This window comes from Streptomyces sp. NPDC022552 (assembly GCF_055561875.1).
Genome location: NZ_JBVHGJ010000012.1, coordinates 126,968 through 151,881, shown reverse-complemented (window position 1 = coordinate 151,881; position 24,914 = coordinate 126,968). Strand labels below are relative to the sequence as shown.

Sequence of the window (24,914 nt, the reverse complement as noted above, 5' to 3'; positions counted from 1 at the left end):
GACTGATAACCCTGGGCCCGGTCAACTGCCCAGGATCTCGGACCGGTTGTTCATGGTGTCATGCGCACTCCGCCGGAGAACGGGGTGGCGGACGGTGAATGCCCCGTACGATGGCGCCGTGCTGGTCAAGTGGATTCGCTGCACCGTGGTGGACCGTCGCGGGTTCGAGCGGGGGCAGCGGAAATGGGCGGGTTTGCTGGGTGAGCCGGGATTCCGGGGCCAGGGCGGTGGGTGGAGCCGGGCGCGTCCCGATGTCGCCCATGTCTTCTCGTTCTGGGAGAGCCGCGCGTTCTACGACTCGTTCATGGCGCGCTCCCACGACCGGCTGGCCGCCACGCAGTCGGGCTCGTTCAAGGACAGCCAGGTCAAGCTCTTCGACCACCGCTTCGACGTGAAGACCGGCTTCGAGCCGAAGTTCGCGGACGCCGATGTGGCGAGGGTGGCGCACTGCCGTGTCCACGAGGACCGGGTCGAGCACTTCGCGCTGATGCAGGAGAAGGTGTGGAACCCGGCGATGGCCGGCTCCCCGGGCATGCTGCGCGGGGTCTTCGGCGAGGCGCCGGGGAACGAGTTCGTGGTGCTGTCGATGTGGCGGTCCGCCGCGGAACACGGCAAGTACCGGGTGGAGCGGGTCGAACGGCTCGGGCTGCGTGCCCAGACGGAGGCCGACGTGGCGGCGCTCAGCGGGGACGTGGTGCAGCTCGAGCCGTCCTGGACGGTCTGATCACGCCTCGCCCGGACCGGCCGCGCCGGGGGTCGACGGGGTGACGAAGGCTCCCGCCGCGACGGCGGCCGCCGTCGCCCGGGCCGACTGGTCGGCCAGTGCCGTGTCGACCGGCTCGCGGGTGACGAACAGGCGCAGGAACAGAGGCGCGGAGGCGGCGCGCACGACCGCGCCGGCGTCCGTGCCCTCGGGTGCTTCACCGCGAGCCAGGGCCCGTTCGACGACCCCTTCGCAGCGGGTGAAGCGCTCCGAGTAGAAGGCGCGCAGCGCCTCTGCGGCGCGCTCCGACTGGAAGGCGGCGCCGACGAAGGCGGTGGGAGCCGCAGAGGCCGCAGGATCGGAGAAGGAGTCGACCACCTCACGGGCCAGTGCCCGCAGGTCGCCCTCCAGGCTGCCGGTGTCCGGCGGGGTCCAGCTGTCCTCGCCGGCGAGCATCAAGGCGTCCGCGAGGAGCCCTTCGAGGCTGCCCCATCGGCGGTAGAGCGTCGTCTTGTGCACTCCGGAATGCTCCGCCACGTACTCGACGGTGAGCGCCGGATAGCCGTGTTCGGCCAGCCCTGTCAGCACGGCGTCGCGCACGGCGGCCCGGGTGCGCGCGGTGCGGCCGCCGGGGCGGCGGCTGCCGGGTGGGGGCGTCTGGTCACCCTCGATCGAGGCGTTCAATTGCTACTCCCGTTGCGTTAGTCAGTCGAGTGTGCCATAGTCGTCGTAATGCCACTCGCGTTGCGTTTGCGTGAGCGGGCTGTGTCCTGTCGACCGTCACCGGAGGCGCCCTTGCCCACACAGATCTCTCTGCATGACGTGACCGCGTCCCGCGGCGAACGCCTGCTGCTCGACCGGATCTCGCTCACCGTGCGCCCCGGTGAGCGGATCGGGATCGTGGGGGAGAACGGGGCGGGCAAGACCACCCTGCTCCGACTGCTCGCGGGCCTCGAAGCGCCCGACGAGGGGGAGATCACCACCCTTGTCGAGGGCGGTACGGGAATGCTCGCGCAGACCCCACGCCTGTCGGCCCACCACACCGTCGCCGACGCGATCGACGACGCGCTGGCCGAGCTTCGGACCATGGAACGGCGGCTCCGCGAGAGCGAAGCGGCTCTCGCCACGGCCGGAGCGGACGAGCTCGACGCGTACGGCGAGTTGCTCACGGCCTTCGAACTGCGCGGCGGGTACGAAGCGGACGCACGCGTGGACAAGGCCATGCACGGCCTCGGGCTCGCCTCCATAGGCCGGGAGTGCCGGCTCGGCAGCCTGTCGGGCGGGGAGCAGGCCCGGCTAGGCATCGCCTGCGCCGTCGCCGCCGCGCCCGAGGTGCTCCTGCTGGACGAGCCGACCAACCATCTCGACGAACAGGCCCTGGACTGGCTGGAGGAGGCCCTGCTCGCCCACCACGGCACGGTCGTGGCCGTCTCCCACGACCGGGTCTTCCTGGAACGGGTGGCCACCGCCGTCCTGGAGGTCGACGCCGACCGGCGCACCGTCGTGCGGTACGGCGACGGGTACGCCGGCTTCCGCGCCGAGCGGGCCGCCGCCCGGCAGCGCTGGGAGCAGGCGTACGAGACGTGGCGCGAGGAGACGGCCCGGCTCGATGCCTACGCCACGACCACCGCCCATGGAGTCGCCGCGGGCCGCTCGATCAAGGACAACAACAAGATGGCGTACGACCGGGCCGGCGGCCGGGTCCAGGCGTCGGTCTCCGGCCGGGTCCGCAACGCCCAGGAGCGACTGCGACGCCTCCGGGCCGAACCGGTCGCCAAGCCGCCCCGGCCGCTCACCTTCGCCGCGAGGCCGGTCGCAGGAGGCGCCGAGGGGGAACTGGTCTCGCTGACCGCGGTGCGCGTCGCGGAACGGCTGGCCGTCGACCGGCTGACCGTCCGGGCGGGGGAGAAGCTCCTGATCCACGGGCACAACGGGGCGGGCAAGTCCACGCTGCTCCGCGTCATGGCGGGTCTCACCGAACCGGACACCGGGGAAGTCCGCCGCGGCGGCCGGATCGGGTTCCTCGCCCAGGAGATACCGGCCCACCGGCCCGCGGAGCGCGTCCTGGCCGCCTTCGGCCGCGGGCTGACCCTCACCGACGACGAGCAGGCCGAACTGCTCCTCTCGTACGGACTGTTCCGGCCCGGCGACCTCCAGGTACCGGTCGGCAGCCTCTCCGCCGGGCAGCGCCGCAGGCTCGCGCTCGCCCGCCTGCTGGCCCGGCCCGTCGACCTGCTGCTGCTCGACGAGCCCGCGAACCACCTTTCCCTCGGTCTTGTCGAGGAGCTTGAGGAGGCGCTTCAGCAGTGGGCCGGAGCCCTGGTCGTGGTCTCCCACGACCGGCAGCTGCGCCGCCGGTTCACCGGCGCCATACGCCGGATGGACGCCGGACGCCCCCTCGGCTGAGCCCGGCCGGGGAGGGCCATCTAGGGTCATGGCATGGCACGACCGCGGCGCATCGTCCTCGTACGACACGGAGAGTCCGAAGGCAATGCCGACGACACGGTGTACGAGCGGGAGCCGGACCACGCGCTCAGACTCACCGAGACCGGTCTGCGGCAGGCACGGGAGACGGGGGAGCGGCTTCGGGGACTGTTCGGGGAGGAACAGGTCAGCGTGTACGTCTCTCCGTACCGCCGCACCCATGAGACGCTCCGGGAGTTCCGGCTCGACCCCGAGCAGGTCCGGGTGCGGGAGGAGCCGCGGCTCAGGGAGCAGGACTGGGGGAACTGGCAGGACAGGGACGACGTACGACTCCAGAAGGCGTACCGCGACGCGTACGGGCACTTCTTCTACCGTTTCGCGCAGGGCGAGTCGGGAGCGGACGTGTACGACCGGGTCGGGGCGTTCCTGGAGAGCCTGTACCGCAGCTTCGAGGCACCGGACCACCCGCCGAACGTCCTGCTGGTCACCCACGGGCTGACGATGCGGCTGTTCTGCATGCGCTGGTTCCACTGGACCGTCGCCGAGTTCGAGTCGCTGTCCAACCCGGGCAACGGCGAGACGCGGGCACTGCTGCTCGGCGAGGACGGCCGATACGGCCTGGACCGGCCGTTCGAGCACTGGCGTACCCCGGAACCGTACGGCCGCACCGGATAGAGTGGTGGAGCGATGACCGCTGACTCCTCTCTCGACCGGCGCTTCGAACGCGCCCTGGCCAGCCTTCGAGGGCTGGCCGTGGGAGACGCCCTGGGCTCCCAGTTCTTCGTTCCCGCCAACTATCCGCTGCTCAAACGACGCGAACTGCCGTCGGGAACCTGGCAGTGGACCGATGACACCGAGATGGCCTGCTCGGTCCTGGCCGTGCTCGCCCGGCACGATCGGATCGACCAGGACGCGCTCGCTCACTCGTTCGCCGAGCACCATGACTTCGACCGGGGCTACGGGCCCGCGGTCAACCGGATGCTGCGGCTCATCCGGGAGGGCGGCGACTGGCGTGAACTGGCCGCCGCGCTCTTCAACGGACAGGGCTCCTGGGGCAACGGCGCCGCGATGCGGATCGCCCCGCTCGGGGCCTGGTACGCGGATGACCCGGAGCAGGCGACCCATCAGGCCGAGATCTCCGCGTACACCACGCACCAGCACCGTGAGGCCGTCGTCGGCACCATGGCCGTGGCGGCCGCCGCCGCGCTCGCGGCGAATCCGGCCGGTCCGCCGAAGCCCACGGAGCTCCTGGACGGGGTCGTCGCGCTCGTACCGCGCAGCGCCGTCGGCGCGGGACTGCGCAGGGCCCGCGACATGCTCGACTACGGCGACGCCGCGACCGTGGCGGCGGTCCTCGGAAGTGGGCGCCGCACCAGCGCCCACGACACCGTCCCGTTCGCGCTCTGGTCCGCGGCCCGGGCCCTCGGCGACTACGAGCAGGTGTTCTGGACGACCGCCCAGGTCGGCGGGGACGTCGACACCACCTGCGCGATCGCCGGCGGGGTCGTGGCCTCCAGCACGGTGGGCGCGCCGCCCGCCTCCTGGCTGGAGCGGACCGAGGAACTGCCGGACTGGCTGCCGACCGCAGTCCGTCCCTGACCCGAAGGCTTGAGCCTCTGGTGACGTGGTCCCGAACGCCGACCCGTGACGTCCTTGCGGGCCGGCGAGTGTCACGGTCCTGACACAGCGCCGTCCGGCCGGGTCCGCCCAGCCGGACCGGCGTTAGAGTCGGCCACTCCGCAGCGCTGATCATGACGAGAGCGCGCCGACGCGACACCCGGACCGCAACCCTCCGCCCTCATGGCACGAACGCGACCGGGTCGGGAGGGGGTCCCGTGTCCGACATACCGTCCGAACCGCCACCGCAGCAGGACAGGGCTCAAGCCAAGTCCGACCCTGCACCCCGCCGCTCCGCCGGTACGACGCCGTCCGGCGCCGTACCGTCTGGGCAGCCGCAGCCGCAGCCGCAGCCGCAGCCGCAGCCGCAGCCGCAGCCGCAGCCGCACGTGCCGCAGCCGCGGGCCGTGGCCGCCGCCGGGGGGCCGGGCGGCAGGCCGCCGTACCCCCGGCCGCCGCACCCCTGGGCGCCACCGGGGCCGCCGAGCGAGCCATGGCTCAACCACTTGCGCCCCAGCGCCCCGGCCCAGGTGACCGCCCCGACCCTCTGGGCCGTCCTGGCCACCGCCCTGTTCAGCGCCCTGCTCCTCGGTGAGGGAATCGGGCTCAACCTGATGATCGTGGCCGCTCCCGCGGTTCTCGCGGCCGCCTTCGCCGCGCGGGCGGCGGGTCGCCGACTCCGTCCCTGGACGCTGGTCTGGGCGGTCGGTGGCCTTGCTCTCCTCGCCGTACCCGCGCTGCGGGACGCCGGCTGGCCGACCTTCCTCGCGATCGTCTCCGCCCTCGGCGTGACGGCCCTGGCCCTCCACGGCGGCCGGGGCTGGCCGAGCGTCCTGCTCTCACCCGTCGGACTCTTCGACTCCCTCGGCTCCGGCAGTGCCTGGGTCTGGCGCGGCCTGCGCGACCGGGCCGACGGCTCGCGCGGCCGGTGGGGGCCGGTCGTACGGACAGCCGGGGTGGCCGTCGCCCTGCTCATCGTCTTCGGCGCGCTGTTCGCCGGCGCCGACGCGGCCTTCGCCGACCTGCTCGGCGCGCTCATCCCCGACGTCTCGCTGGAGCAGGCGCCCTTGCGGATCCTGTTCTTCGCGGTCGGGCTGTTCGGCGCCATCGCCGTCGCCCGCACCGCCGCCGCGCCCCTGGGCTGGGACCGGATGGTCATCCGCCCCGGCAAGGCCCGGGCACGACTGGAGTGGGCCCTCCCGCTCATCGTGCTGAATCTGCTCTTCGCGGCCTTCAACGCTGTCCAACTCGCCGTCCTCTTCGGCGGATACGACAAGGTCCTCAGCGAGACACGCCTGACCTACTCCGAGTACGCCCGCCAGGGCTTCTGGCAGCTCCTGATGGCGACGCTCCTCACCCTCGTGGTGATCGGCCTCGCCCTGCGCTGGGCGCCGCGTGCCGACTCGCGCGACCGCACGCTCGTACGCGCCGTCCTCGGCACCCTGTGCCTCCTCACCCTGGTCGTGGTCGCCTCGGCGCTGCGCAGGATGGACCTGTACGTGGACGCGTACGGGCTCACGCGGCTGCGCATCTCGGTGGCCGCCATGGAGATGTGGCTGGGGCTGGTCATTCTGCTGATCATGGCCGCGGGGATCTTCGGCGCCCGCCTGCTGCCCCGCGCGGTGGCCGTGAGCGCCGCCGCGGGCATGCTCCTCTTCGGCCTCGCGTCCCCCGACGCCATCGTCGCCGAGCAGAACGTCGAGCGGTTCACCAGCTCCGACAAGATCGACATCCCCTATCTCGCCGGGCTCTCGGCCGACGCCGTACCCGCGCTCGACCGGCTTCCCGAGCCTCAGCGCTCCTGCGCCCTCCGCGACATCGAGACGCGTCTGCGCGAGGACGACGACAGCTGGTACGCCACGAGCTGGTCGGAGGTGCGGGCGCGCACGATCCTGACGGAGCGTGGGACCGACCGGACCCCGGCCGAATGCGGAGTGCCGAGCAGGGAGGACGAGTACGACCCGTACGCGGACGGCACCTGGTACGGCGATTCGTACGACACCCCCTGAACCTGGACGCCACCGTCCGACCGAAGCTGCGCCTGGACCCCTGTTCTTCCCCGCTGGTGGGGAGGGACAGGGGCCCAGGCACACCAGAATCGGCGCGATGATCGATCGGATCGCGCCTTTGTCGAGGGCTTCATCCGGCCGCTTCGGGCATCCGATGGGAATCCGGGTATCGCGGGCGGTGCAGATCGGCGTAATCTGTCTGGCGCCATGCCCTACGAAGCACCCACCCACACCGTCGAGCGCTCGCTCCGAGCCACCACCGGCGCCAAGATCATTGCCGGGGTCGATGAGGTCGGACGCGGGGCATGGGCCGGTCCCGTGACGGTCTGCGCGGCCGTCACCGGCCTGCGCCGGCCCCCCGAGGGGCTCACGGACTCCAAGCTGATCACCCCCAAGCGCCGTACCGCGCTGGCCGCGGAACTGGAGAAGTGGGTCACCGCCTACGCCCTCGGTGACGCCTCCCCCGAGGAGATCGACGAGCTCGGCATGACCGCGGCGCTCCGGCTGGCCGCCGTGCGCGCGCTGGACGCCCTGCCCGTACGTCCGGACGCGGTGATCCTCGACGGGAAGCACGACTACCTCGGCAGCCCCTGGCAGGTTCGTACGGTGATCAAGGGCGACCAGTCCTGCGTCGCCGTGGCGGCGGCCTCGGTCATCGCCAAGGTCCGACGCGACGCGATGATGGCCGAGTTGGAGAGCGAGGCGCTGGAGTGCGCGGCGTACGGCTTCGGCGACAACGCGGGCTACCCCTCGCCGGTCCACAAGGCAGCCCTGCGAGAGCTGGGGCCCACCGCCTACCACCGTCTCTCCTGGGCGTATCTCGACGCGCTGCCCCAGTGGCGGCACCTGAAGAAGGTCCGGATCTCCGCCGAGGCGGTCGCACTGGAAAGCGGGGGCCAACTCGGCTTCGACTTCTGAACTTCCCGGCAGGCTCATGCCAACAGCCGGGTCGCACGATTGTGCCCACCCGCCGGAGCTCCGCGCACCGGCGTTTGATAGACATCCACCCATGCCTCTCATCCCCGAGGAGCCTCAGATTCACGAGAGTGCCCAGGGTCCCCGTGGCACGGCCGCAGGCCGCCCCGCGCCGACCCCCCGTCCCGTACCCGGTCCGCGTTCCGCGGCTTCGCCGCGTCCCGGGAGTCCCGGTCCTGGACCGGCTCGCCCCGGCCCGCCGGTACCGCGTCCGCACCCCGGTGCCGGCCAGTCCCCGTCCTCCCGCGCGGAGAATCGTTCCGAACAGCGGTCCGGACCGCAGATCCAGCTGATCCCGGCCCCGGTCGACGGCGCGCTCGACGCCGCCGAAGAGGCCGTCGATCTGCTCCTGGAGAGCGGTCGCGCCCCCGGCGACATCCTCGTGCTCACCACCGGTGAGCAGCACCCGTGGGCGGCGCACGAGCTGTCCTTCGGTGAGGCCGCCTACTGGGCCCAGCAGGACACCGGCGACGACGTGTTCTTCGCCGACGCCTCCGCCGTGGAACGAGCCACGGCACGGCCCGTCGTCGTCGTGGCGGTCAACGGCTCGACCGACGAAGTCGCCGCGCGGGCGCTGCCCCTGGCGATGGGACGCGCGACCACGCTGCTCATCGTCTGCGGCGACCCGCAGCGCATCAACGCCGTGCTCGGCGCGGGTGTCTGAGCCGGAGCGTCTCTCGCGGTCCTGACCCGGCTGCCCCTCGCGGGCGGCCGGGCCGTGGTCGTGCGCACCGGCGGTCCGTCTCAGCGGGCCGCGGTCCGGCGCAGCGGCTCGGCGGCGCCTCCGGCCGTGCGCGGAGCGAAGATGCCCCGTTCGGATGCGGCATCGCCGAGCGCCTCGGGGCGCGATCCGAGGCTGGGGTGCCGGCCGCCGCGTCCCTCGCCCAGCACCTGCCAACCGCTGCGGGTCAGCGTGATGTACGCACCGCAGCGCAGCCCGTGGAGCGTGCAGGCGTCCCGCAACCCCCACATCCAGGCGCCGTCCTCCTCCGTCCAACGCTCGTCGCCATCACGGCAGTAGAGCAGCACGGCCGTCCGTACGGGAGTACGCCGCCGCAGGTCGTGCGGGATCACGCGACGCAGATGGGCCAGGAGCGCGTTGCGGAACTCCCAGCCGTCCGCGGGGACCGGGCGACGCGTGAACGACGCGCTGGCGATGAGCCGTTCCTCATGGTCGAGCACCGCGACGACCCCCGTCGAGGGCGCCGGCCGATGGCGCGTGTGCAGACCGCTGACGACCTCACGAGGATTCCGGAGCAGCGGGATTCCGGCGGCCGCCCACTCGGCGGGCTCCAGCATCCGAGCGAGGCGGCTGGCGGACTCGGACGACGAGGTGATCGAGGTGGCTGCGGACGGAGCGAATCCGAAGGTCACGGTCCTCCCTTCGGATACGCGCCCGCTGGGCGGGCAGGGTCGAGTGAGGGCGCACCACGGCACAGTCCTTCCGGACCGCGTGCGGGGCCATGCCGGGCGGTTTCCCAATTCTTGCGGGCCTGTGCGCGGGCGGCAACGAGCAATTGAGGCCGCTGACTGGAATGGGCCGGTATGCCTCTCATATCCCTGCCCAGACACCCAGTGTTCACTCCCCGTTTCACGCCTGGACGGCAAGCACCAGGGGGTACACCCCCTCAGCCCCCGACCGGCGCAGCAGACGGGTCGCCACGGCGAGCGTCCAGCCACTGTCCGACAGGTCGTCCACGAGCAGCACGGGACCCCCGGCCGAGCCCAGCCGCTCCGCCAGTGCGGGAGCCACCGTCAGCGCCTGATGGAGCCCGACCACCCGCTGGGCGCTGTTCGTCCGGGAGATCCGCAACTCCTCGGCCTCCGGCGCGTACTCGACCGCCCCCAGCAGCGGCATACGGCCGATCTCCGCGATCCGCTGCCCCAGCGAGTCCACCAACCTCGGCCTGTTGCGCGAGGCCACCATCACGACACCGGTGGGCCGGGCCGGAGCGTCCGGCGCCCCGGAGGCCCAACCCCCGGGACCCTTCGCCCAGTCGGCGAGCACCCGCACGACCGCCTGCACGACATCGTCCGGAACCGGACCGTCCGGCGCCCGCTCGGACAGCAACGGACGCAGCCGGTTGCCCCAGCCGATGTCCGAAAGCCGCCCCAGCGCCCGGCCGCCGAACGACTGCTCGCCCACCGGGATACGGCCCTTCAGATCGACGCCCACCGCCGCGAGTCCGGTCGGCCACATCTTGCGCGGCTCCACCTCCACACCGGGCCGGCCCAGCTCTCCCTTGGCGGCATCGAGCGCCGCGTCGCTCACCTTCGGGTCGAACCGGGACCCCGCGCAGTTGTCGCAGCGGCCGCACGGGACGGCCTCCTCGTCGTCCAGCTGACGCCGCAGGAACTCCATCCGGCAGCCCGAACCCGCCGCGTACTCGCGCATCGCCTGCTGCTCGGCGGCCCGCTGCCGCGCCACCCAGGCATAGCGCTCGGAGTCGTACACCCAGGGCTGCCCCGTGCTCGTCCAGCCGCCCTTCACCCGGTGCACGGCACCGTCCACGTCGAGCACCTTGAGCATCGTCTCCAGCCGGGTCCGCCGCAGCTCCACCAGAGGCTCAAGAGCGGGCAGGGACAGCGGCCGGTCCGCCTGCGCCAGCACGTCGAGCGTGCGGCGCACCTGTTCCTCGGGAGGGAAGGCCACCGACGCGAAGTACTGCCAGATCGCCTCGTCCTCCTTGCCCGGCAGCAACAGCACCTCGGCGTGCTCCACACCACGCCCGGCACGGCCCACCTGCTGGTAGTACGCGATGGGGGAGGACGGTGAACCGAGGTGCACCACGAAGCCCAGGTCCGGCTTGTCGAACCCCATGCCCAGGGCTGATGTCGCCACCAGGGCCTTGACCCGGTTGGCCAGCAGATCCTCCTCGGCCTGCTGCCGGTCCGCGTTCTCGGTGCGGCCGGTGTACGAGGAGACCGTGTGGCCGCACTGGCGCAGATACGCGGTGACCTCTTCGGCGGCAGCCACCGTGAGCGTGTAGATGATCCCCGAACCGGGCAGCTCGCCAAGGTGATCGGCCAGCCAGGCCAGCCGGTGCGCGGCGTCTGGCAGCCGGACGACACCGAGGCTCAGGCTCTCGCGGTCCAACGGGCCACGCAGCACCAGCGCGTCGGTCCCCGCGCCCGTACCGAGCTGCTCGGCGACGTCCGCCGTCACACGGGCGTTGGCCGTCGCGGTGGTGGCGAGCACAGGAACCCCCGCCGGCAGCTCGGCCAGCATCGTCCGCAGACGGCGGTAGTCGGGCCGGAAGTCGTGGCCCCAGTCGGAGATGCAGTGGGCCTCGTCGACCACGAGCAGGCCCGTGGCGGCCGCCAACCGGGGTAGGACCTCGTCGCGGAAGCCCGGGTTGTTGAGCCGCTCCGGACTGACCAGCAGGACGTCGACCTCGCCCGCCGCCACCTCCTGCTGGACCGTCTCCCACTCCTCCGTGTTCGACGAGTTGATCGTGCGGGCGCGGATGCCCGCACGGGCAGCGGCCTCCACCTGGTTGCGCATCAGCGCCAGGAGCGGGGAGACGATCACGGTGGGACCGCTGCCGGTCGCGCGCAGCAGCGAGGTCGCGACGAAATACACGGCGGACTTGCCCCACCCGGTCCGCTGGACGACCAGCGCGCGCCTCTTGTCCGCGACGAGCGCCTCGATGGCACGCCACTGGTCCTCGCGCAGTCTCGCCGCGCCCGTGGGGTCGCCGACGAGGCGGGCGAGTACGGCGTCGGCGGTGGCTCGGAGGGCCGCGCGGTCGGGGTGGCGCTCTGCGTTGGTCATGCCCCCATGCAACCCGATGACTCGGACAATGCGCGAACGAGCCGCGGAACCTGTGGAAAACCTGGTGAGGGCCTCCCGTCGAGTTATCCACAGGGCTTTCGGAGTCGGCACCGCTCGCGAGAGCGTCGTGACCATGAACACGAACCCGCACGAATTCCGTGGAACGACCGAAACCCAGCAGATCACCCTGCGCGGCCCCGCCGAACTGGCCGACGCCCTGCCCTTCATGCTCGGCTTCCATCCCAGCGATTCCGTCGTCCTCGTCGCGCTCCACGGCGAGCTCGGACGGTTCGGCGGCCGGGTCAGGCTCGGCATCCCGCGATCGGCGAAGGAGTGGCCCTCGACGGCGGAGCACCTCGCGGAGTGCCTCGTCGACGGCTGCGCCCGGCGCGGCACGCGCCCGGACGGCATCGTCGTCTTCCTCTGCCAGGACCCCGCGCCGGGCGAGACGGGCCGGCATGTGATGGAGCGGCTGCGCCCCTTCGCCCAGCGCCTGCGAACCGCCTGCGGCGCGCTCGACATTCCCGTCTACGAAGCCCTCTGCATCTCCGACGGCCTGTACTTCTCCTACTGCTGTCCCGACACCCGCTGCTGCCCGCCCGACGGCACGCCCATGGCGCTGACAGGTACCTCGGTCATGGCGGCCTCGGCCGCATACGCCGGAATTCAGGTCCGGGGATCCCTGCGGGACATGGAGGCACGGCTCAAGCCGCGTCCGTCGTGGCCCGACGAGGAGCGGCAGCGCAAGGCGCTGAACGAGGGCGCGGCCCTGATCATCCCCAAGATCTTCGACGGCCCGCCCGGCGTCGGGCGCGCCGAGGTCAGGGAGACGACGCTCACGCTCGCCCGCGAGGTGCTCCGGCGGTTCGACACCCCGCCCGACGGGACCGGCACCACGGCGAGGACACCCGTGACGGGCCCGGGGCGCGGCGCCGGAACGGCCGAGCAGGACGCGGCGGACGACGCGGCGATCGGGACGGACGAGGCCGCGGCCCTGATCCTCGGCCTCCAGGACCGGGACACGCGGGACCAGGCCGCCGAATGGATGGAGGGCAGCGAGGGCGCCGCCGCTCTGCGCCTGTGGCGCGCACTGGCCCGGCGCTGTGTCGCCCCCTTCGACGAGCACGCGGCCGCCCCGCTCACCCTCGCCGGCTGGGTGGCCTGGTCCACCGGGGACGAACCGGCCGCCCGGGCCGCCCTGGGGCTCGCGCTGGACGCCGACCCCGACTATGTCTTCGCCCGCTTGTTGCACCAGGCCTGCAACGAGGGACTCGACCCCGAATCGCTGCGCAGCTGCCTCAGGCACGAACGCGAGTCCAGGACCGCCACCGCGGTGGAGGCCGGCGCTGCGGCCCGGCCGATCGGATCCCGGGACACCCGCCCGCCGACGATCAAGGCGGACGGGCCGGACGCGCCGGACGCGCCGGCCGTGACGGACGGGCCGGACGCGTCGGCCATGGCGGACAGGGCGGCCATGGCAGACGGCGCGGTCAAGCGGGTCAAGGCGGTGAAGGTGGTCAAGCCGGGCAAGGCCGTCCGACAGGGCGCGCGGACCGCCGGCACCCGGCCCGGCAAGGTCTCGCCCAGGCCGCCGCGGGGTGCGGCGGCGCGGCGCGGTGGACAGCGCGGGACGAGGAGCGGGCGATGACGCCCGTGACCCGGCCGCCCACAGCGGCGTTCACGTCTGTGGCGGAGCCTGACGACCCGTGCCGCCGACCCTTCATCGGCAGTCCGGATCGCACAGAGAGCACCGCACACCACCCATGGCCTCCCGTCCCGCCCCAGCCCCCGGACTCCCGGCCGGACAGGCGCCCGTCACCCGCCTCCGGGCCCCTGGTGCCGTACGACCGGTGGAGCTTCCGCCGGTGCACGACGCGCTTCTCTGCGTCGCCCTGCCCGCCCTCGCCGTCTGCCCCGAGCACGGCCAGCTCACCGGACACGGCCTCGAAGGGGTGTATGCCTCCGGACGCCGGCTGCTCGCCCGCTGCGTACTGCGGGTGGCCGGCCGCGAACCCCTCGCCCTCCAGGGCCGCCAGGACGCCGCGGACCGTGCCGTCTTCCTCTCCGTCGTCCGTACGGCGGGAGACACCGGGCCCGACCCCGGTCTCACCGTCGAACGCTCACGGAGCGCCGAAGGAACCGAGCGGATCACGCTGCGCAGCTTCGCGGTCAGGCCCCTCCGGCTCCCGGTGGAAATCTCTCTGGGGACGGATCTGGCGGACCTGGGCGCCGTCGCGGCGGGCCGGGCGGGACCCGAACTCGCCGCGAGCGTCCACGGCACGGGGATGCGCTGGACCGCGGACGACGGCCGGTGCGCGTCCGTCACCACCGACCCGCCGCCGACGGACGCTCTGGCGGCTGCCGGACTGCTGCGCTGGGACGTCGAGCTGGCTCCCGGATCCGCCCGGACCATCGAGCTCAGAGTCCGGGGCGACCGCCCCCACGGACTCCCCGGTCTCCCCGGGGCCGGTACCGGCCGGCCCGGTGGTGTCGGTCTTGCGGAGGCCCGGGCAGAAGGGGACGACTCTCGGGTCGGCGAGCTGCTGCGTGTCGCCGTCGACGATCTGCGGGCGCTCCTCCAGCGCGACCAGGAACACCCGGCCGATGTCCATCTCGCCGCGGGAGTGCCCTGGCGCTGCGGACCGGTCACGGCCGAGGCTCTCTGGGCCGCGCGGATGGCGCTTCCGCTCGGCACCCGGCTCGCCGTCACCACGCTCCGGGCCGTGGCCCGCACACAGCTCGACGGACCGGGACCGGCGTCCGGGCGCATTCCCGGCCCCCTCAGAGACGCGGGTCCTTTCCTCCCGCCTCGCTGTACGGGCATCGAGGCGACCCTCGCCTTCCCCACGGTCCTCGCGGAAGCCAGGCGCTGGGGGCTGCCCGAGCAGGACCTCGCGGAGCTGCTTCCCGTCGCGGAGCGGTGCCTCCACTGGCTCCGTGCGGCGGCCGACCCGCACGGGTTCGTTCCGGACCCGGGGCCCGCCGGGCCGTGGCGGGCCGAGACACAGGCCCACGCCCATCGCGCGGCCGTGCTCGGCGCCGACCTGCTCGACGCCTGCGGCCGACCCGGAGGAGACACCTGGCGCGAGTGGGCCGGTGCGCTGCGCGAGCGGTTCAGGGCGGAGTTCTGGATCGACGACCGGTCAGGGGGCAGGCCCGCCGTGGCCACGGCGCCGGGCGGCCGCCCGTGGACACAGCTCGGCGGCTGGGCGGCGCACCTCCTGGACACCGGGCTTCTCGGCGGCGGCCGGTACGCACCGGGTCTGCTGGACAAGTCCGCGACCGAGCAGCTGGCCCGGCTGCTGAGCACCCCCGTGCTGGACTCCGGCTGGGGGCTGCGCAGCCTCGGTGCCAAGGAGCCCGGCCACAACCCGTTCGGCCACCGGACCGGAGCGGTCAGAGTTCACGAGACGGTGGTGGCCGTGGCCGGTCTCGCCGCGGCGGGTCACGAAAGGGAGGCGGCGTCCTTGCTGAAGGGGACCCTCGACGCGGCGGAGGCCTTCGGCTATCGACTGCCCGAGATGTACGCAGGCAGCCTGCGGACGGCAGGCGCGGTACCGGCTCCGCATCCGGCGGCCTGTCGGCCGGCCGCGGTCGCCGCCGCCGGTGCGGTCCATCTCCTGACGACCCTTGTGGGTATCCGGCCCGACGCACCGGGCGGCACGGTCGCCCTGCACCCCGTCCGGTCGGCTCCGCTCGGCGCGCTCCGGCTGTCGGAGATGCGGGTCGCCGGTGAGCCCTTCTCCGCGCGGGTCAGCCGGCTCGGGCTCGGCATGGTCGAAGAGGCCGCCGACGGCCTTCAGCTGGGGGTCTGACCGGATGCCGCTCGACATGGCGAGGGGTGCCTCGAAGCAGCGCGAAGAAGTCGTCGCCGATGCAGGGGAGGGGCGTGTTTATCGTCAGGAAGACGACTATGATCACGGCATGCCTCCCTACGACCCGTCGGCCTTCCCGCCCTTCGCCGTCACCGTCGATCTGGTTGTGCTCACCGTGCGGCGCCACGCGCTGTGCGCCCTGGTGGTACGACGGGGGGAAACGCCGTTCCAGGGCAGGTGGGCGCTGCCCGGCGGATTCGTCCGGGCCGACGAGGACCTCGGTGCGGCGGCCGCGCGTGAGCTGGTGGAGGAGACCGGGCTCTGCGTCCACGACCCGGGCGCCTCGGCGCCCATGCCGGGCAACGGGGCGCACCTCGAGCAGCTGGCCACCTACGGTGACCCGCAGCGCGACCCCCGGATGCGGGTGGTCAGCGTCGCTCACCTGGCACTCGCCCCGGATCTGCCCGCCCCGCGCGCCGGTGGTGACGCGAACAGCGCCCGCTGGGCGCCGGTAGAGGAGGTGCTCGGCAAGGACGGTTCCCTGGAGCCGGACGAGCAGGCCGAGCCGCTGGCCTTCGACCACGCGCGGATCCTCGCCGACGGTGTCGAGCGGGCCCGGTCGAAGATCGAGTACTCCTCGCTGGCAACGGCGTTCTGCCCGCCGGAGTTCACGGTCGGCGAGCTTCGCAGGGTGTACGAGGCGGTGTGGGGAGTGGCGCTCGACCCGCGCAACTTCCATCGCAAGGTGACCGGCACACCCGGGTTCCTGGTGCCGGCCGGTGGGACCACGACCCGTCAGGGAGGGCGTCCCGCACAGCTGTTCCGGGCGGGCGGGGCGACGCTGCTCAACCCGCCGATGCTCCGTCCTGAGGTCTGACCGCGTCGTTCCCCGGCGACCCGGGGCCTCAACCCTGCACGAAAAGTCCGAAATATAGCGATATCTTGCTTGGGTAGCCGCCCTGCCGCGCAGCGGTCTCACCTACCGCGAGAGAAGCGATGCTCCAGGCCATCGGACTCACCAGCAGCCCCCGCCGTGACCTCCCGCCCGCCGTGGACGATCTCACCTTCGAGGCACGGCCGGGCCAGGTCACCGCACTTCTCGGCCCCGCCGGGTCCGGCAAGACCACGGCCCTGCGACTGATGCTCGAACTCGAGCCGGGCCGGGGCGTCACCTACTTCCGCGGCCGCCCTCTCCAGCGCATCGCGCACCCCGCCGGGGAGGTCGGGGTGCTGTTCGGCGACGTACCCGGGCACCCCTCGCGGACGCTGCGCAGCCAGTTGCGGATGCTGTGCGCCGCGGCCGGGGTCCCGGCGTCCCGGGCCGACGACATGCTCGAGTTCGTCGGGCTCGCGGGCCTCCATGATCAGCGCATCGGCAGGCTGGCCCGTGGCATGGACCGCCGACTCGGCCTTGCCTCGGCGCTGTTGGGCGATCCGCACACGCTGCTGCTCGACGAGCCCGGTGCCGGGCTCTCCGCCCGTGAGAAGGCATGGCTGCACCAACTCCTGCGCGCTCATGCCATCGACGGCGGCACCGTTCTCTACACCACCACGGATCCGAAGGACGCCGCCCGCAACGCGGACCGGGTCGTCACGCTCGACAAGGGCCGGCTCGTCGCGGCGCAGGACGCGGCCGACTTCGCCCGTACTCGCCTGCGACCGCGTGTGGCCGTCCGGACGCCCCACGCCGCGCGGCTCGCCGCCGCCGTGGCCCAGGAGGCGCGCGCCGCCCGCCGTACCGTCGAAGTGATCACCGAGCGGGGAAACCGGCTGTCCGTCTACGGCAGCGACTGCGCCGCGATCGGCGAGACCGCCTTCCGGCACGGTGTCCTCATCCATCAACTGGCCGACGAGGTGGGTGACACCGGCCCGCTCGGCTCGCGGGACCCCTCCGACCCCGCACTGGAGGCCGAAGGGCCTCGATCCGACGCCTCACCAGAGCCGGCCTCACCCGAGCCCGGGCGGTCGAAGGTCCGGCGGCCGGCCCGATCGCCGCTGCGCCCGCTGCGGTACGAGATCCGCAGGCTGCTCGGCGTACCGGCGACTCCGCTCGTCGCGGCGGCCGCCATCGTCGCCTCCGTGGTGATCTCGGTGCTCCTCGCACGCAGCGGCAGGACACCTCTGCCCACGGTCCTCGCGGGCTGGCCCGCGCTCTCACCGCTGCCACCCGCCGCCCTGGGCGCCGGGCTGCTCGGCGCCTTCTCGTTCGGCGACGAGTACCGCTACCCGGCACTCACCACGGGGCGCGGCGTCGTGCCACGCAGGCTCGGGCTGCTGCTCGCCAAGCTCACGGTCGCGGCCGCCGTGGCCGTGGTCCTCGCCGTGCTGGTCGTGGTGGCCGACGTGGAGGCGCTCCGCCTCGTCTACGGCGGCGAGTTGATTCCCGTACCCGAAAACTGGCCGACCCTCTGTGCGAGTTGGCTCGGTCTGATCGTCGGCTGCGCCTGGGCGGGGGTGCTCGGGGCAGGGGTCTTCCGGGTCGCCACGGCAGGAGTGGCGGCCGTGCTCTCGGTGCCCGTCGTCGTGGCTCCGCTGCTGCGGCTGGTCACCTCGGCGCCCGCGGGCCGGTCGATCGCCGGACTCCCGGGCCGACTGCGGGAATTCGCCAGTGTGCAGTGGCCGGTGGCGGCCGACCGCTGGCTGCTGGGTGCGCTGCGGGTGGTGGCGCAGCCCGTGGGGGTGGCGCTGACGCTGGCGTTGACCGCCCTGCTCTGCGCGTATCTGATCACTGGCCTTCACCGTAGAGCGCGTTGGTGATCAAGCGCGGATCGAAACGTTTCGCTTCCCCGGTAACTATCTTGAAAATGCCCGCATATGTCCGATTAATCGTCAATTGTGTAGCGAGTGCCGATCACCCTTTCGTGTGCTTTTCACCAAAGACCTCAAGGGCCACCGGGGCCACGCCGACAAAGGATGCGTGAGTACCCTTGCGCACACCATGATGACCGCCGCCCGCCCCGTCGACTCCGGCCTCGGCGCCCCGGGCGACCTCGATCGCTACCCGTACGCGGAGGCGCCCGTCGCCGAGCGCGTGGGTCCGCCCGCCTGGGAAGGGGTGGAGACGGACCTCGGCCGGGTCGGTCGTCGCAGCGCCGGCAGCCGCGGCCGAGGGCTGCACGGCCAGCTCGTCCAGCAGCTGGGCCAGATGATCGTCTCCGGCGACCTCGGCGCCGACCGCCCGCTCGTCCCGGAGGAGATCGGCCAGCGCTTCGAGGTCTCCCGCACCGTCGTGCGCGAGTCGCTGCGCGTGCTGGAGGCCAAGGGCCTGGTCAGCGCCCGCCCCAATGTCGGCACCCGGGTCAGGCCCGTCAGCGACTGGAACCTGCTCGATCCGGACATCATCGAGTGGCGGGCCTTCGGGCCTCAGCGCGACGACCAGCGCCGCGAGCTGAACGAGCTGCGCTGGACGATCGAGCCCCTCGCCGCGCGGCTCGCCGCGGGTCACGGCCGTGAGGACATCCAGCAGCGCCTCGCCGACATGGTCGAGATCATGGGCCACGCCTATGCCCAGGGTGACGGCATCACCTTCACCCGGGCCGACGCCGAGTTCCACTCCCTGCTGATCCAGCTCGCAGGCAACCGCATGCTGGAGCACCTCTCCGGCATCGTCGCCGCCGCCCTGCAGGTCTCCGGCGGCCCGGTCACCGGCTGTGACCGCCCCGGCGAGTCCTGCCTGACCCACCACGCGCGGATCGTCGACTGCCTCGCGGCCGGCGACGCCCAGGGGGCCGAAGCGGCCATGCGGCAGCTGCTCACGGTCCACCCGGAGGTGGAGCGGGTCGTGCCCGCTCCGCGCGAGCACTGAGGCCGGCCGTGGCCGGGCGGGCGGAGCTGTGCGCAGCGCGCGTCGCCGGACCCGCGCGGAACCCGGGGAACACGATGTGTCCCCGGGGCCGCGGGGGCTCCGGCGACGCGAATGGACCAAGAACGCCCGTTCTGACCGATTAGTCGTACATGGGGTGTGACTCGGGCCACGCGGATTGGGCGTAACACTCTTCGAAGTCGTGCGATGACCTAAGAGGTGACAGCCGAGGAAGGAATACAGCAGCCGTGTCAGGCGCTGTGCAGTTCCCCGGTCCAGCCCGCGCCGTCGGCACATTCCCCGTCGACGGTCGTCGGCTCCGGCCCGATCATGGGCGGGGCCGGAAGCCGTTTTCCATCGTTCCGAGAGGTTGTTCGTGTCGGCCAGCACATCCCGTACGCTCCCGCCGGAGATCGCCGAGTCCGAGTCTGTGATGGCGCTCATCGAGCGGGGAAAGGCTGATGGGCAGATCGCCGGCGATGACGTGCGTCGGGCCTTCGAGGCTGACCAGATTCCGCCAACCCAGTGGAAGAATGTTCTGCGCAGCCTCAACCAGATCCTCGAGGAAGAGGGTGTGACGCTGATGGTCAGTGCAGCGGAGTCGCCGAAGCGCGCCCGCAAGAGCGTCGCAGCGAAGAGCCCGGCCAAGCGCACCGCCACCAAGACCGTCACCGCCAAGACGACCGTGACGAAGACCGTCTCGGCCGCCGCGGCGGCCCCGGCGGCAGAGAGCGCGGACCCGGTCGACGAGGCCGGAACCCCGGCCAAGAAGGCAGCCGCGAAGAAGACCGCGGCCAAGAAGACGGTGGCCAAGAAGACGGCCGCCAAGAAGACCGTGGCCAAGAAGACGGCCGCCAAGAAGGACTCCGACGAGGTCGTCGAGGGCGAGGAGCTCCTCGAGGACGTCGCGCCCGGCAAGGGCGAGGACGAGGAGGCCGAGGGCGAGAACAAGGGCTTCGTCCTGTCCGACGAGGACGAGGACGACGCTCCGGCGCAGCAGGTCGCCGTCGCCGGTGCCACCGCCGACCCGGTCAAGGACTACCTGAAGCAGATCGGCAAGGTCCCGCTGCTCAACGCCGAGCAGGAGGTCGAGCTCGCCAAGCGCATCGAGGCCGGTCTGTTCGCCGAGGACAAGCTGGCAAACTCCGACAAGCTGGCGCCCAAGCTCAAGCGTGAGCTGGAGATCATCGCCGAGGACGGCCGCCGCGCCAAGAACCACCTCCTGGAGGCCAACCTCCGCCTGGTGGTCTCGCTGGCCAAGCGCTACACCGGCCGCGGCATGCTCTTCCTGGACCTGATCCAGGAAGGCAACCTGGGTCTGATCCGCGCGGTCGAGAAGTTCGACTACACCAAGGGCTACAAGTTCTCCACGTACGCCACCTGGTGGATCCGTCAGGCGATCACCCGCGCCATGGCCGACCAGGCCCGCACCATCCGTATCCCGGTGCACATGGTCGAGGTCATCAACAAGCTGGCGCGCGTCCAGCGCCAGATGCTCCAGGACCTGGGCCGCGAGCCCACCCCGGAGGAGCTGGCCAAGGAACTCGACATGACCCCGGAGAAGGTCATCGAGGTCCAGAAGTACGGCCGCGAGCCGATCTCCCTCCACACCCCGCTGGGTGAGGACGGAGACAGCGAGTTCGGTGACCTCATCGAGGACTCCGAGGCGGTCGTCCCGGCCGACGCGGTCAGCTTCACGCTCCTCCAGGAGCAGCTGCACTCCGTCCTCGACACGCTCTCCGAGCGTGAGGCGGGCGTGGTCTCCATGCGCTTCGGCCTCACCGACGGCCAGCCGAAGACGCTGGACGAGATCGGCAAGGTCTACGGCGTGACGCGTGAGCGCATCCGCCAGATCGAGTCGAAGACCATGTCGAAGCTGCGCCACCCGTCCCGTTCGCAGGTGCTGCGCGACTACCTCGACTAGTCCGCGAGCGTACGAGCCGAAGGGCCCGATTCCCCAGGAGGGAGCCGGGCCCTTCGGCCTTGCGGGGGTGCACGGCGCGTGTGTGTGGACGACGCTGGGTGAACCGACATCATCGGAGAGTCAGGAGGCTCTATGCGTCGCCCCATCGCCCGAGCAGTGACCGCTGCCCTGGGCCTGATCTCGGCGGCGGCCGGTCCGTTCGCCGCCGCCGCTCCCGCGGTCGCCGACAGTGTCGTGGTGGGCGGGCAGCCCGCCCGGAGCGCGGACGCCCCCTGGGCCGTGGCGCTCTCCAGCCGTGACCGGTTCGGAGGTACGCGCGCGGGTCAGTTCTGCGGGGGAGCGGTGGTGGCGCCGACCCGGGTGCTGACCGCGGCCCACTGCCTGGGCAGGGACGTCCTGGGCGGCGAGCCCGGGGACCTCGCCGACTTCAAGGTCATCGCGGGCCGGTCCGCGCTGCGCGGCACGGGCGGACAGGAGATCCGTGTCGTCGACACCTGGATCAGTCCGCACTACGACCCGACGGCCAATGCCAACGATCTGGCCGTGCTGACGCTGGCGAGCCCGCTGCCCCTGTCGTACGTGATCACACCGGCCGTGCCCGGTGACGCGGCCGAGGCGCCGGGGACGGCCGCGGACGTGTACGGATGGGGGGACACCACCGGCAACGGGACCTACGCCTCCGCGCTGCGCGCGGCGCGTGTCCAGGTGCTGCCCGACGCCGCGTGCGAGCGGGCCTATCCCGGCGGCTTCGGGGCCGCGTACCGCGCCGGCACGATGCTGTGCGCGGGCGATCCGCAGGGCGGCAAGGACGCCTGCCAGGGCGACAGCGGCGGGCCGCTGGTGGCCGGTGGGCGGCTCATCGGTCTGGTGTCCTGGGGCAGCGGCTGTGGGCAGGCCGAGAACCCGGGGGTCTACACCCGAGTCTCCACCGTGCTGCCGGCGAACTTCTGAGCCCAGGGCGCGAGAACGGGCGGCCACCCCCCTGGTAAGCGGGGGTTGCCGCCCGTCGTCCGGTCAGCGACCGGCCCATGGCTCGTCGTGGATGCGAGGCGTCAGCGGTCCTCGTCTACTGCCTTGGCCGGCACGTCGGTGAGCCGGTCCGTCTCATCCTGTATTTCCGCGGCGATCTTCTTGAGTTCCGGCTCGAACTTGCGCCCGTGGTGGGCACAGAAGAGCAAGTCACCACCGCTGGTCAGGACGACGCGCAGGTACGCCTGGGCGCCGCAGCGGTCGCAGCGGTCAGCGGCCGTCAGGGGGCTCGCGGGGGTCAGAACAGTAGTCACGTCGCCTCTTCTCTAGCTCGACGAGCTGTCGTACCAGGGTCAACATCCAACCAGGCCGAAAACGTTCCCGCTCGTGGCTTTTCCTCGAAACTTCTTCCCGAGGTGGCTGCTGCTGCCGGTTGGCGGCGAATGAGCCGTATTGCGTCGCTCTACGGATTTCGCATGGCTTGTCTCGGTTTCGTCCTCCCGGCTGGGTTGCCGGTTGTTCATGAGGACGTGCCCGGAGCCTAAATGGTTCATGCCTGGAAGGGAACGTGATGTTCACGTCACCCCATCGAGGGATCGAACACCCATGCGACTCTGCACTAGCATGAGAAATCAGGAGGGTGGCGTGACAACGGCTCTACCAGGCATCGGTACCCTCTGACCGGTGACCGACGCCGGGCCTTACCCCACGGGGCCAGTTTTCAAATTCAGCGAGGAGCGAACCGCGTGACCGCCGAGACGTCCGTGCCGTCCAGTGCGCTGCTGACCGCAGACCGTGACGGTTCCAACTACACCGCGCGGCACCTGCTCGTACTCGAAGGGCTCGAAGCGGTCCGCAAGCGCCCCGGTATGTACATCGGGTCCACCGACAGCCGCGGCCTGATGCACTGCCTCTGGGAGATCATCGACAACTCTGTCGACGAGGCTCTCGGCGGCTACTGCGACCACATCGACGTGATCCTCCACGACGACGGCTCCGTCGAGGTGCGCGACAACGGCCGGGGCATCCCGGTCGACGTCGAGCCCAAGACCGGGCTGTCCGGCGTCGAGGTCGTCATGACCAAGCTGCACGCCGGCGGAAAGTTCGGCGGCGGCTCCTACGCGGCCTCCGGCGGTCTGCACGGCGTGGGCGCCTCGGTGGTGAACGCGCTGTCGGCCAGGCTCGACGTCGAGGTCGACCGGAACAGCTCCACGCACTCGATCAGCTTCCGCCGCGGTGTCCCCGGCATCTTCACCGAGCAGGGCCCCGACAGCCCCTTCGACCCGGGCAACGGGCTGCTGAAGGGCAAGCGCGTCCCCAAGACCCGCACCGGCACCCGCGTGCGGTACTGGGCGGACCGCCAGATCTTCCTCAAGGACGCCAAGCTCTCGCTGGACCACCTCCACCAGCGCGCCCGCCAGACCGCCTTCCTGGTGCCCGGCCTGACCATCGTGGTCAGGGACGAGCGCGACCTGGAGGGCGTGGGCAAGAGCGAGGAGACGTTCCGCTTCGACGGCGGCATCAGCGAGTTCTGCGAGTTCCTCGCCCAGGACAAGGCCGTCTGCGACGTGCTGCGGCTGACCGGCCAGGGCACCTTCAAGGAGACCGTCCCGGTCCTCGACGACCGCGGGCACATGACCCCTACCGAGGTCACCCGTGAGCTGGGCGTCGACGTGGCCCTGCGCTGGGGTACCGGCTACGACACCACGGTCAAGTCGTTCGTCAACATCATCGCCACCCCCAAGGGCGGCACCCATGTCTCCGGCTTCGACCAGGCCATCACCAAGACGGTCAACGAGGTCCTGCGCTCCGCCAAGATGCTGCGCGTCGCCGAGGACGACATCGTCAAGGACGACGCCCTCGAAGGCCTCACCGCCGTCGTGACGGTCCGGCTCGCCGAGCCGCAGTTCGAAGGGCAGACCAAGGAGGTGCTCGGCACCTCGGCCGCCCGCCGGATCGTCGCCACCGTGGTCGCCCGCGAGCTCAAGGCCTTCCTGACGTCCACCAAGCGTGACGCCAAGGCCCAGGCCCGTGCCGTCCTGGAGAAGGCCGTGGCCGCTGCCAGGACGCGTATCGCGGCCCGCCAGCACAAGGAGGCGCAGCGCAGGAAGACCGCCCTGGAGTCCTCCTCGCTGCCCGCCAAGCTCGCCGACTGCCGCAGCGACGACGTGGAGCGCAGCGAGCTCTTCATCGTCGAGGGAGACTCCGCGCTCGGCACCGCCAAGCTCGCCCGCAACAGCGAGTTCCAGGCGCTCCTGCCGATCCGCGGCAAGATCCTCAACGTCCAGAAGTCCTCCGTCTCGGACATGCTCAAGAACGCCGAGTGCGGAGCGATCATCCAGGTCATAGGAGCCGGCTCGGGCCGTACCTTCGACATCGACGCAGCCCGCTACGGCAAGATCGTGCTCCTCGTCGACGCCGACGTCGACGGGGCGCACATCCGCTGCCTGCTGTTGACCCTCTTCCAGCGCTACATGCGCCCGATGGTCGAGGCCGGCCGGGTCTTCGCCGCCGTGCCGCCGCTGCACCGCATCGAGCTCGTCCAGCCCAAGAAGGGCCAGGACAAGTACGTCTACACGTACTCGGACAACGAGCTGCGGCAGACCCTGCTCGAGTACCAGCGCAAGAACATCCGCTACAAGGACGCCATCCAGCGCTACAAGGGCCTCGGCGAGATGGACGCCGACCAGCTGGCGGAGACCACGATGGACCCGCGCCACCGGACCCTGCGCCGTATCAACATCGGCGACCTGGACTCGGCCGAGCAGGTCTTCGACCTGCTCATGGGCAACGACGTGGCGCCCCGCAAGGAGTTCATCACCAGCTCCGCGGCCACGCTCGACCGCTCGCGGATCGACGCCTAGCCGAGCGACCCCTGGCCCGGCCGTCCACCCAGGGGTG

General features: G+C 71.9%; 19 protein-coding genes. 15 read left to right on the top strand and 4 right to left on the bottom strand.

The features are described from left to right. Positions 1 to 118 precede the first annotated feature (118 nt). Entirely contained in the window at positions 119 to 724 is a 606-nt protein-coding gene (locus tag ACZ3OF_RS27560) for a YdbC family protein (protein WP_361441670.1), read from the top strand. Here ACZ3OF_RS27560 and ACZ3OF_RS27555 read toward each other — a convergent pair whose 3' ends face one another. Next, entirely contained in the window at positions 725 to 1,387 is a 663-nt protein-coding gene (locus ACZ3OF_RS27555) for a TetR/AcrR family transcriptional regulator (protein ID WP_361680329.1), read from the bottom strand. Between the two features lie 111 nt (positions 1,388 to 1,498). Between ACZ3OF_RS27555 and abc-f the strand changes: the two genes are divergently transcribed. The 6 genes from abc-f to ACZ3OF_RS27525 all read left to right on the top strand — a co-directional run bounded on the left by abc-f (position 1,499) and on the right by ACZ3OF_RS27525 (position 8,392). Then, on the top strand, positions 1,499 to 3,109 hold the full coding sequence (abc-f, locus tag ACZ3OF_RS27550) for a ribosomal protection-like ABC-F family protein (RefSeq protein WP_467307397.1): 1,611 nt from the start codon (positions 1,499 to 1,501) through the stop codon (positions 3,107 to 3,109). Between the two features lie 33 nt (positions 3,110 to 3,142). Continuing rightward, positions 3,143 to 3,802: a histidine phosphatase family protein gene (locus ACZ3OF_RS27545; RefSeq protein WP_361680335.1), complete on the top strand. Its 660-nt coding sequence runs from the start codon at positions 3,143 to 3,145 to the stop codon at positions 3,800 to 3,802. A gap of 12 nt (positions 3,803 to 3,814) precedes the next feature. After that, positions 3,815 to 4,726, top strand: coding sequence for an ADP-ribosylglycohydrolase family protein (locus ACZ3OF_RS27540; protein WP_361680338.1), 912 nt, complete (start codon positions 3,815 to 3,817; stop codon positions 4,724 to 4,726). 236 nt (positions 4,727 to 4,962) lie between these two features. After that, positions 4,963 to 6,753 (top strand): DUF4153 domain-containing protein, encoded by a 1,791-nt coding sequence (locus tag ACZ3OF_RS27535; protein ID WP_467307394.1) that lies wholly within the window; start codon positions 4,963 to 4,965, stop codon positions 6,751 to 6,753. Positions 6,754 to 6,960: 207 nt separating this feature from the next. Next, positions 6,961 to 7,671 carry a ribonuclease HII gene (locus ACZ3OF_RS27530; RefSeq protein WP_361680341.1) on the top strand — a complete coding sequence of 237 codons (711 nt, stop codon included), beginning with the start codon at positions 6,961 to 6,963 and terminating at the stop codon, positions 7,669 to 7,671. 91 nt (positions 7,672 to 7,762) lie between these two features. Continuing rightward, positions 7,763 to 8,392, top strand: a complete 630-nt coding sequence (locus ACZ3OF_RS27525; protein ID WP_361680344.1) for a hypothetical protein — start codon at positions 7,763 to 7,765, stop codon at positions 8,390 to 8,392. 80 nt (positions 8,393 to 8,472) lie between these two features. On the opposite strand, the gene ACZ3OF_RS27520 is transcribed toward ACZ3OF_RS27525, so the two are convergent. Further along, positions 8,473 to 9,102, bottom strand: coding sequence for a hypothetical protein (locus ACZ3OF_RS27520; protein WP_361680347.1), 630 nt, complete (start codon positions 9,100 to 9,102; stop codon positions 8,473 to 8,475). Positions 9,103 to 9,319: 217 nt separating this feature from the next. After that, positions 9,320 to 11,503 (bottom strand): RecQ family ATP-dependent DNA helicase, encoded by a 2,184-nt coding sequence (locus tag ACZ3OF_RS27515; RefSeq protein WP_467307391.1) that lies wholly within the window; start codon positions 11,501 to 11,503, stop codon positions 9,320 to 9,322. 133 nt (positions 11,504 to 11,636) lie between these two features. On the opposite strand from ACZ3OF_RS27515, the gene ACZ3OF_RS27510 reads away from it, so the two are divergent. The 7 genes from ACZ3OF_RS27510 to ACZ3OF_RS27480 all read left to right on the top strand — a co-directional run bounded on the left by ACZ3OF_RS27510 (position 11,637) and on the right by ACZ3OF_RS27480 (position 21,995). Continuing rightward, positions 11,637 to 13,151 (top strand): DUF4192 domain-containing protein, encoded by a 1,515-nt coding sequence (locus ACZ3OF_RS27510; protein ID WP_467307389.1) that lies wholly within the window; start codon positions 11,637 to 11,639, stop codon positions 13,149 to 13,151. A gap of 115 nt (positions 13,152 to 13,266) precedes the next feature. After that, positions 13,267 to 15,318 carry a glycogen debranching N-terminal domain-containing protein gene (locus ACZ3OF_RS27505; RefSeq protein WP_467307387.1) on the top strand — a complete coding sequence of 684 codons (2,052 nt, stop codon included), beginning with the start codon at positions 13,267 to 13,269 and terminating at the stop codon, positions 15,316 to 15,318. Between the two features lie 109 nt (positions 15,319 to 15,427). Then, positions 15,428 to 16,195 (top strand): NUDIX hydrolase, encoded by a 768-nt coding sequence (locus tag ACZ3OF_RS27500; RefSeq protein ID WP_361680358.1) that lies wholly within the window; start codon positions 15,428 to 15,430, stop codon positions 16,193 to 16,195. Positions 16,196 to 16,314: 119 nt separating this feature from the next. After that, on the top strand, positions 16,315 to 18,075 hold the full coding sequence (locus ACZ3OF_RS27495) for an ABC transporter ATP-binding protein (protein WP_467307385.1): 1,761 nt from the start codon (positions 16,315 to 16,317) through the stop codon (positions 18,073 to 18,075). A gap of 160 nt (positions 18,076 to 18,235) precedes the next feature. Further along, positions 18,236 to 19,123, top strand: a complete 888-nt coding sequence (locus tag ACZ3OF_RS27490) for a FadR/GntR family transcriptional regulator (protein ID WP_361680364.1) — start codon at positions 18,236 to 18,238, stop codon at positions 19,121 to 19,123. Positions 19,124 to 19,496: 373 nt separating this feature from the next. Next, positions 19,497 to 21,044, top strand: coding sequence for an RNA polymerase sigma factor (locus ACZ3OF_RS27485; RefSeq protein ID WP_361680367.1), 1,548 nt, complete (start codon positions 19,497 to 19,499; stop codon positions 21,042 to 21,044). 132 nt (positions 21,045 to 21,176) lie between these two features. Beyond that, complete coding sequence (locus ACZ3OF_RS27480; protein ID WP_361680370.1) at positions 21,177 to 21,995, top strand: S1 family serine peptidase; 819 nt, start codon at positions 21,177 to 21,179, stop codon at positions 21,993 to 21,995. A 101-nt stretch (positions 21,996 to 22,096) separates the two neighbouring features. Here the strand turns inward: ACZ3OF_RS27480 and ACZ3OF_RS27475 are convergent, their stop codons facing one another. Continuing rightward, positions 22,097 to 22,327 (bottom strand): DUF7455 domain-containing protein, encoded by a 231-nt coding sequence (locus ACZ3OF_RS27475; RefSeq protein ID WP_137992866.1) that lies wholly within the window; start codon positions 22,325 to 22,327, stop codon positions 22,097 to 22,099. A gap of 432 nt (positions 22,328 to 22,759) precedes the next feature. Here ACZ3OF_RS27475 and ACZ3OF_RS27470 point away from each other — a divergent pair, with 432 nt between their 5' ends. Continuing rightward, positions 22,760 to 24,877, top strand: coding sequence for a DNA gyrase/topoisomerase IV subunit B (locus ACZ3OF_RS27470; RefSeq protein ID WP_361680373.1), 2,118 nt, complete (start codon positions 22,760 to 22,762; stop codon positions 24,875 to 24,877). Positions 24,878 to 24,914: the final 37 nt, after the last annotated feature.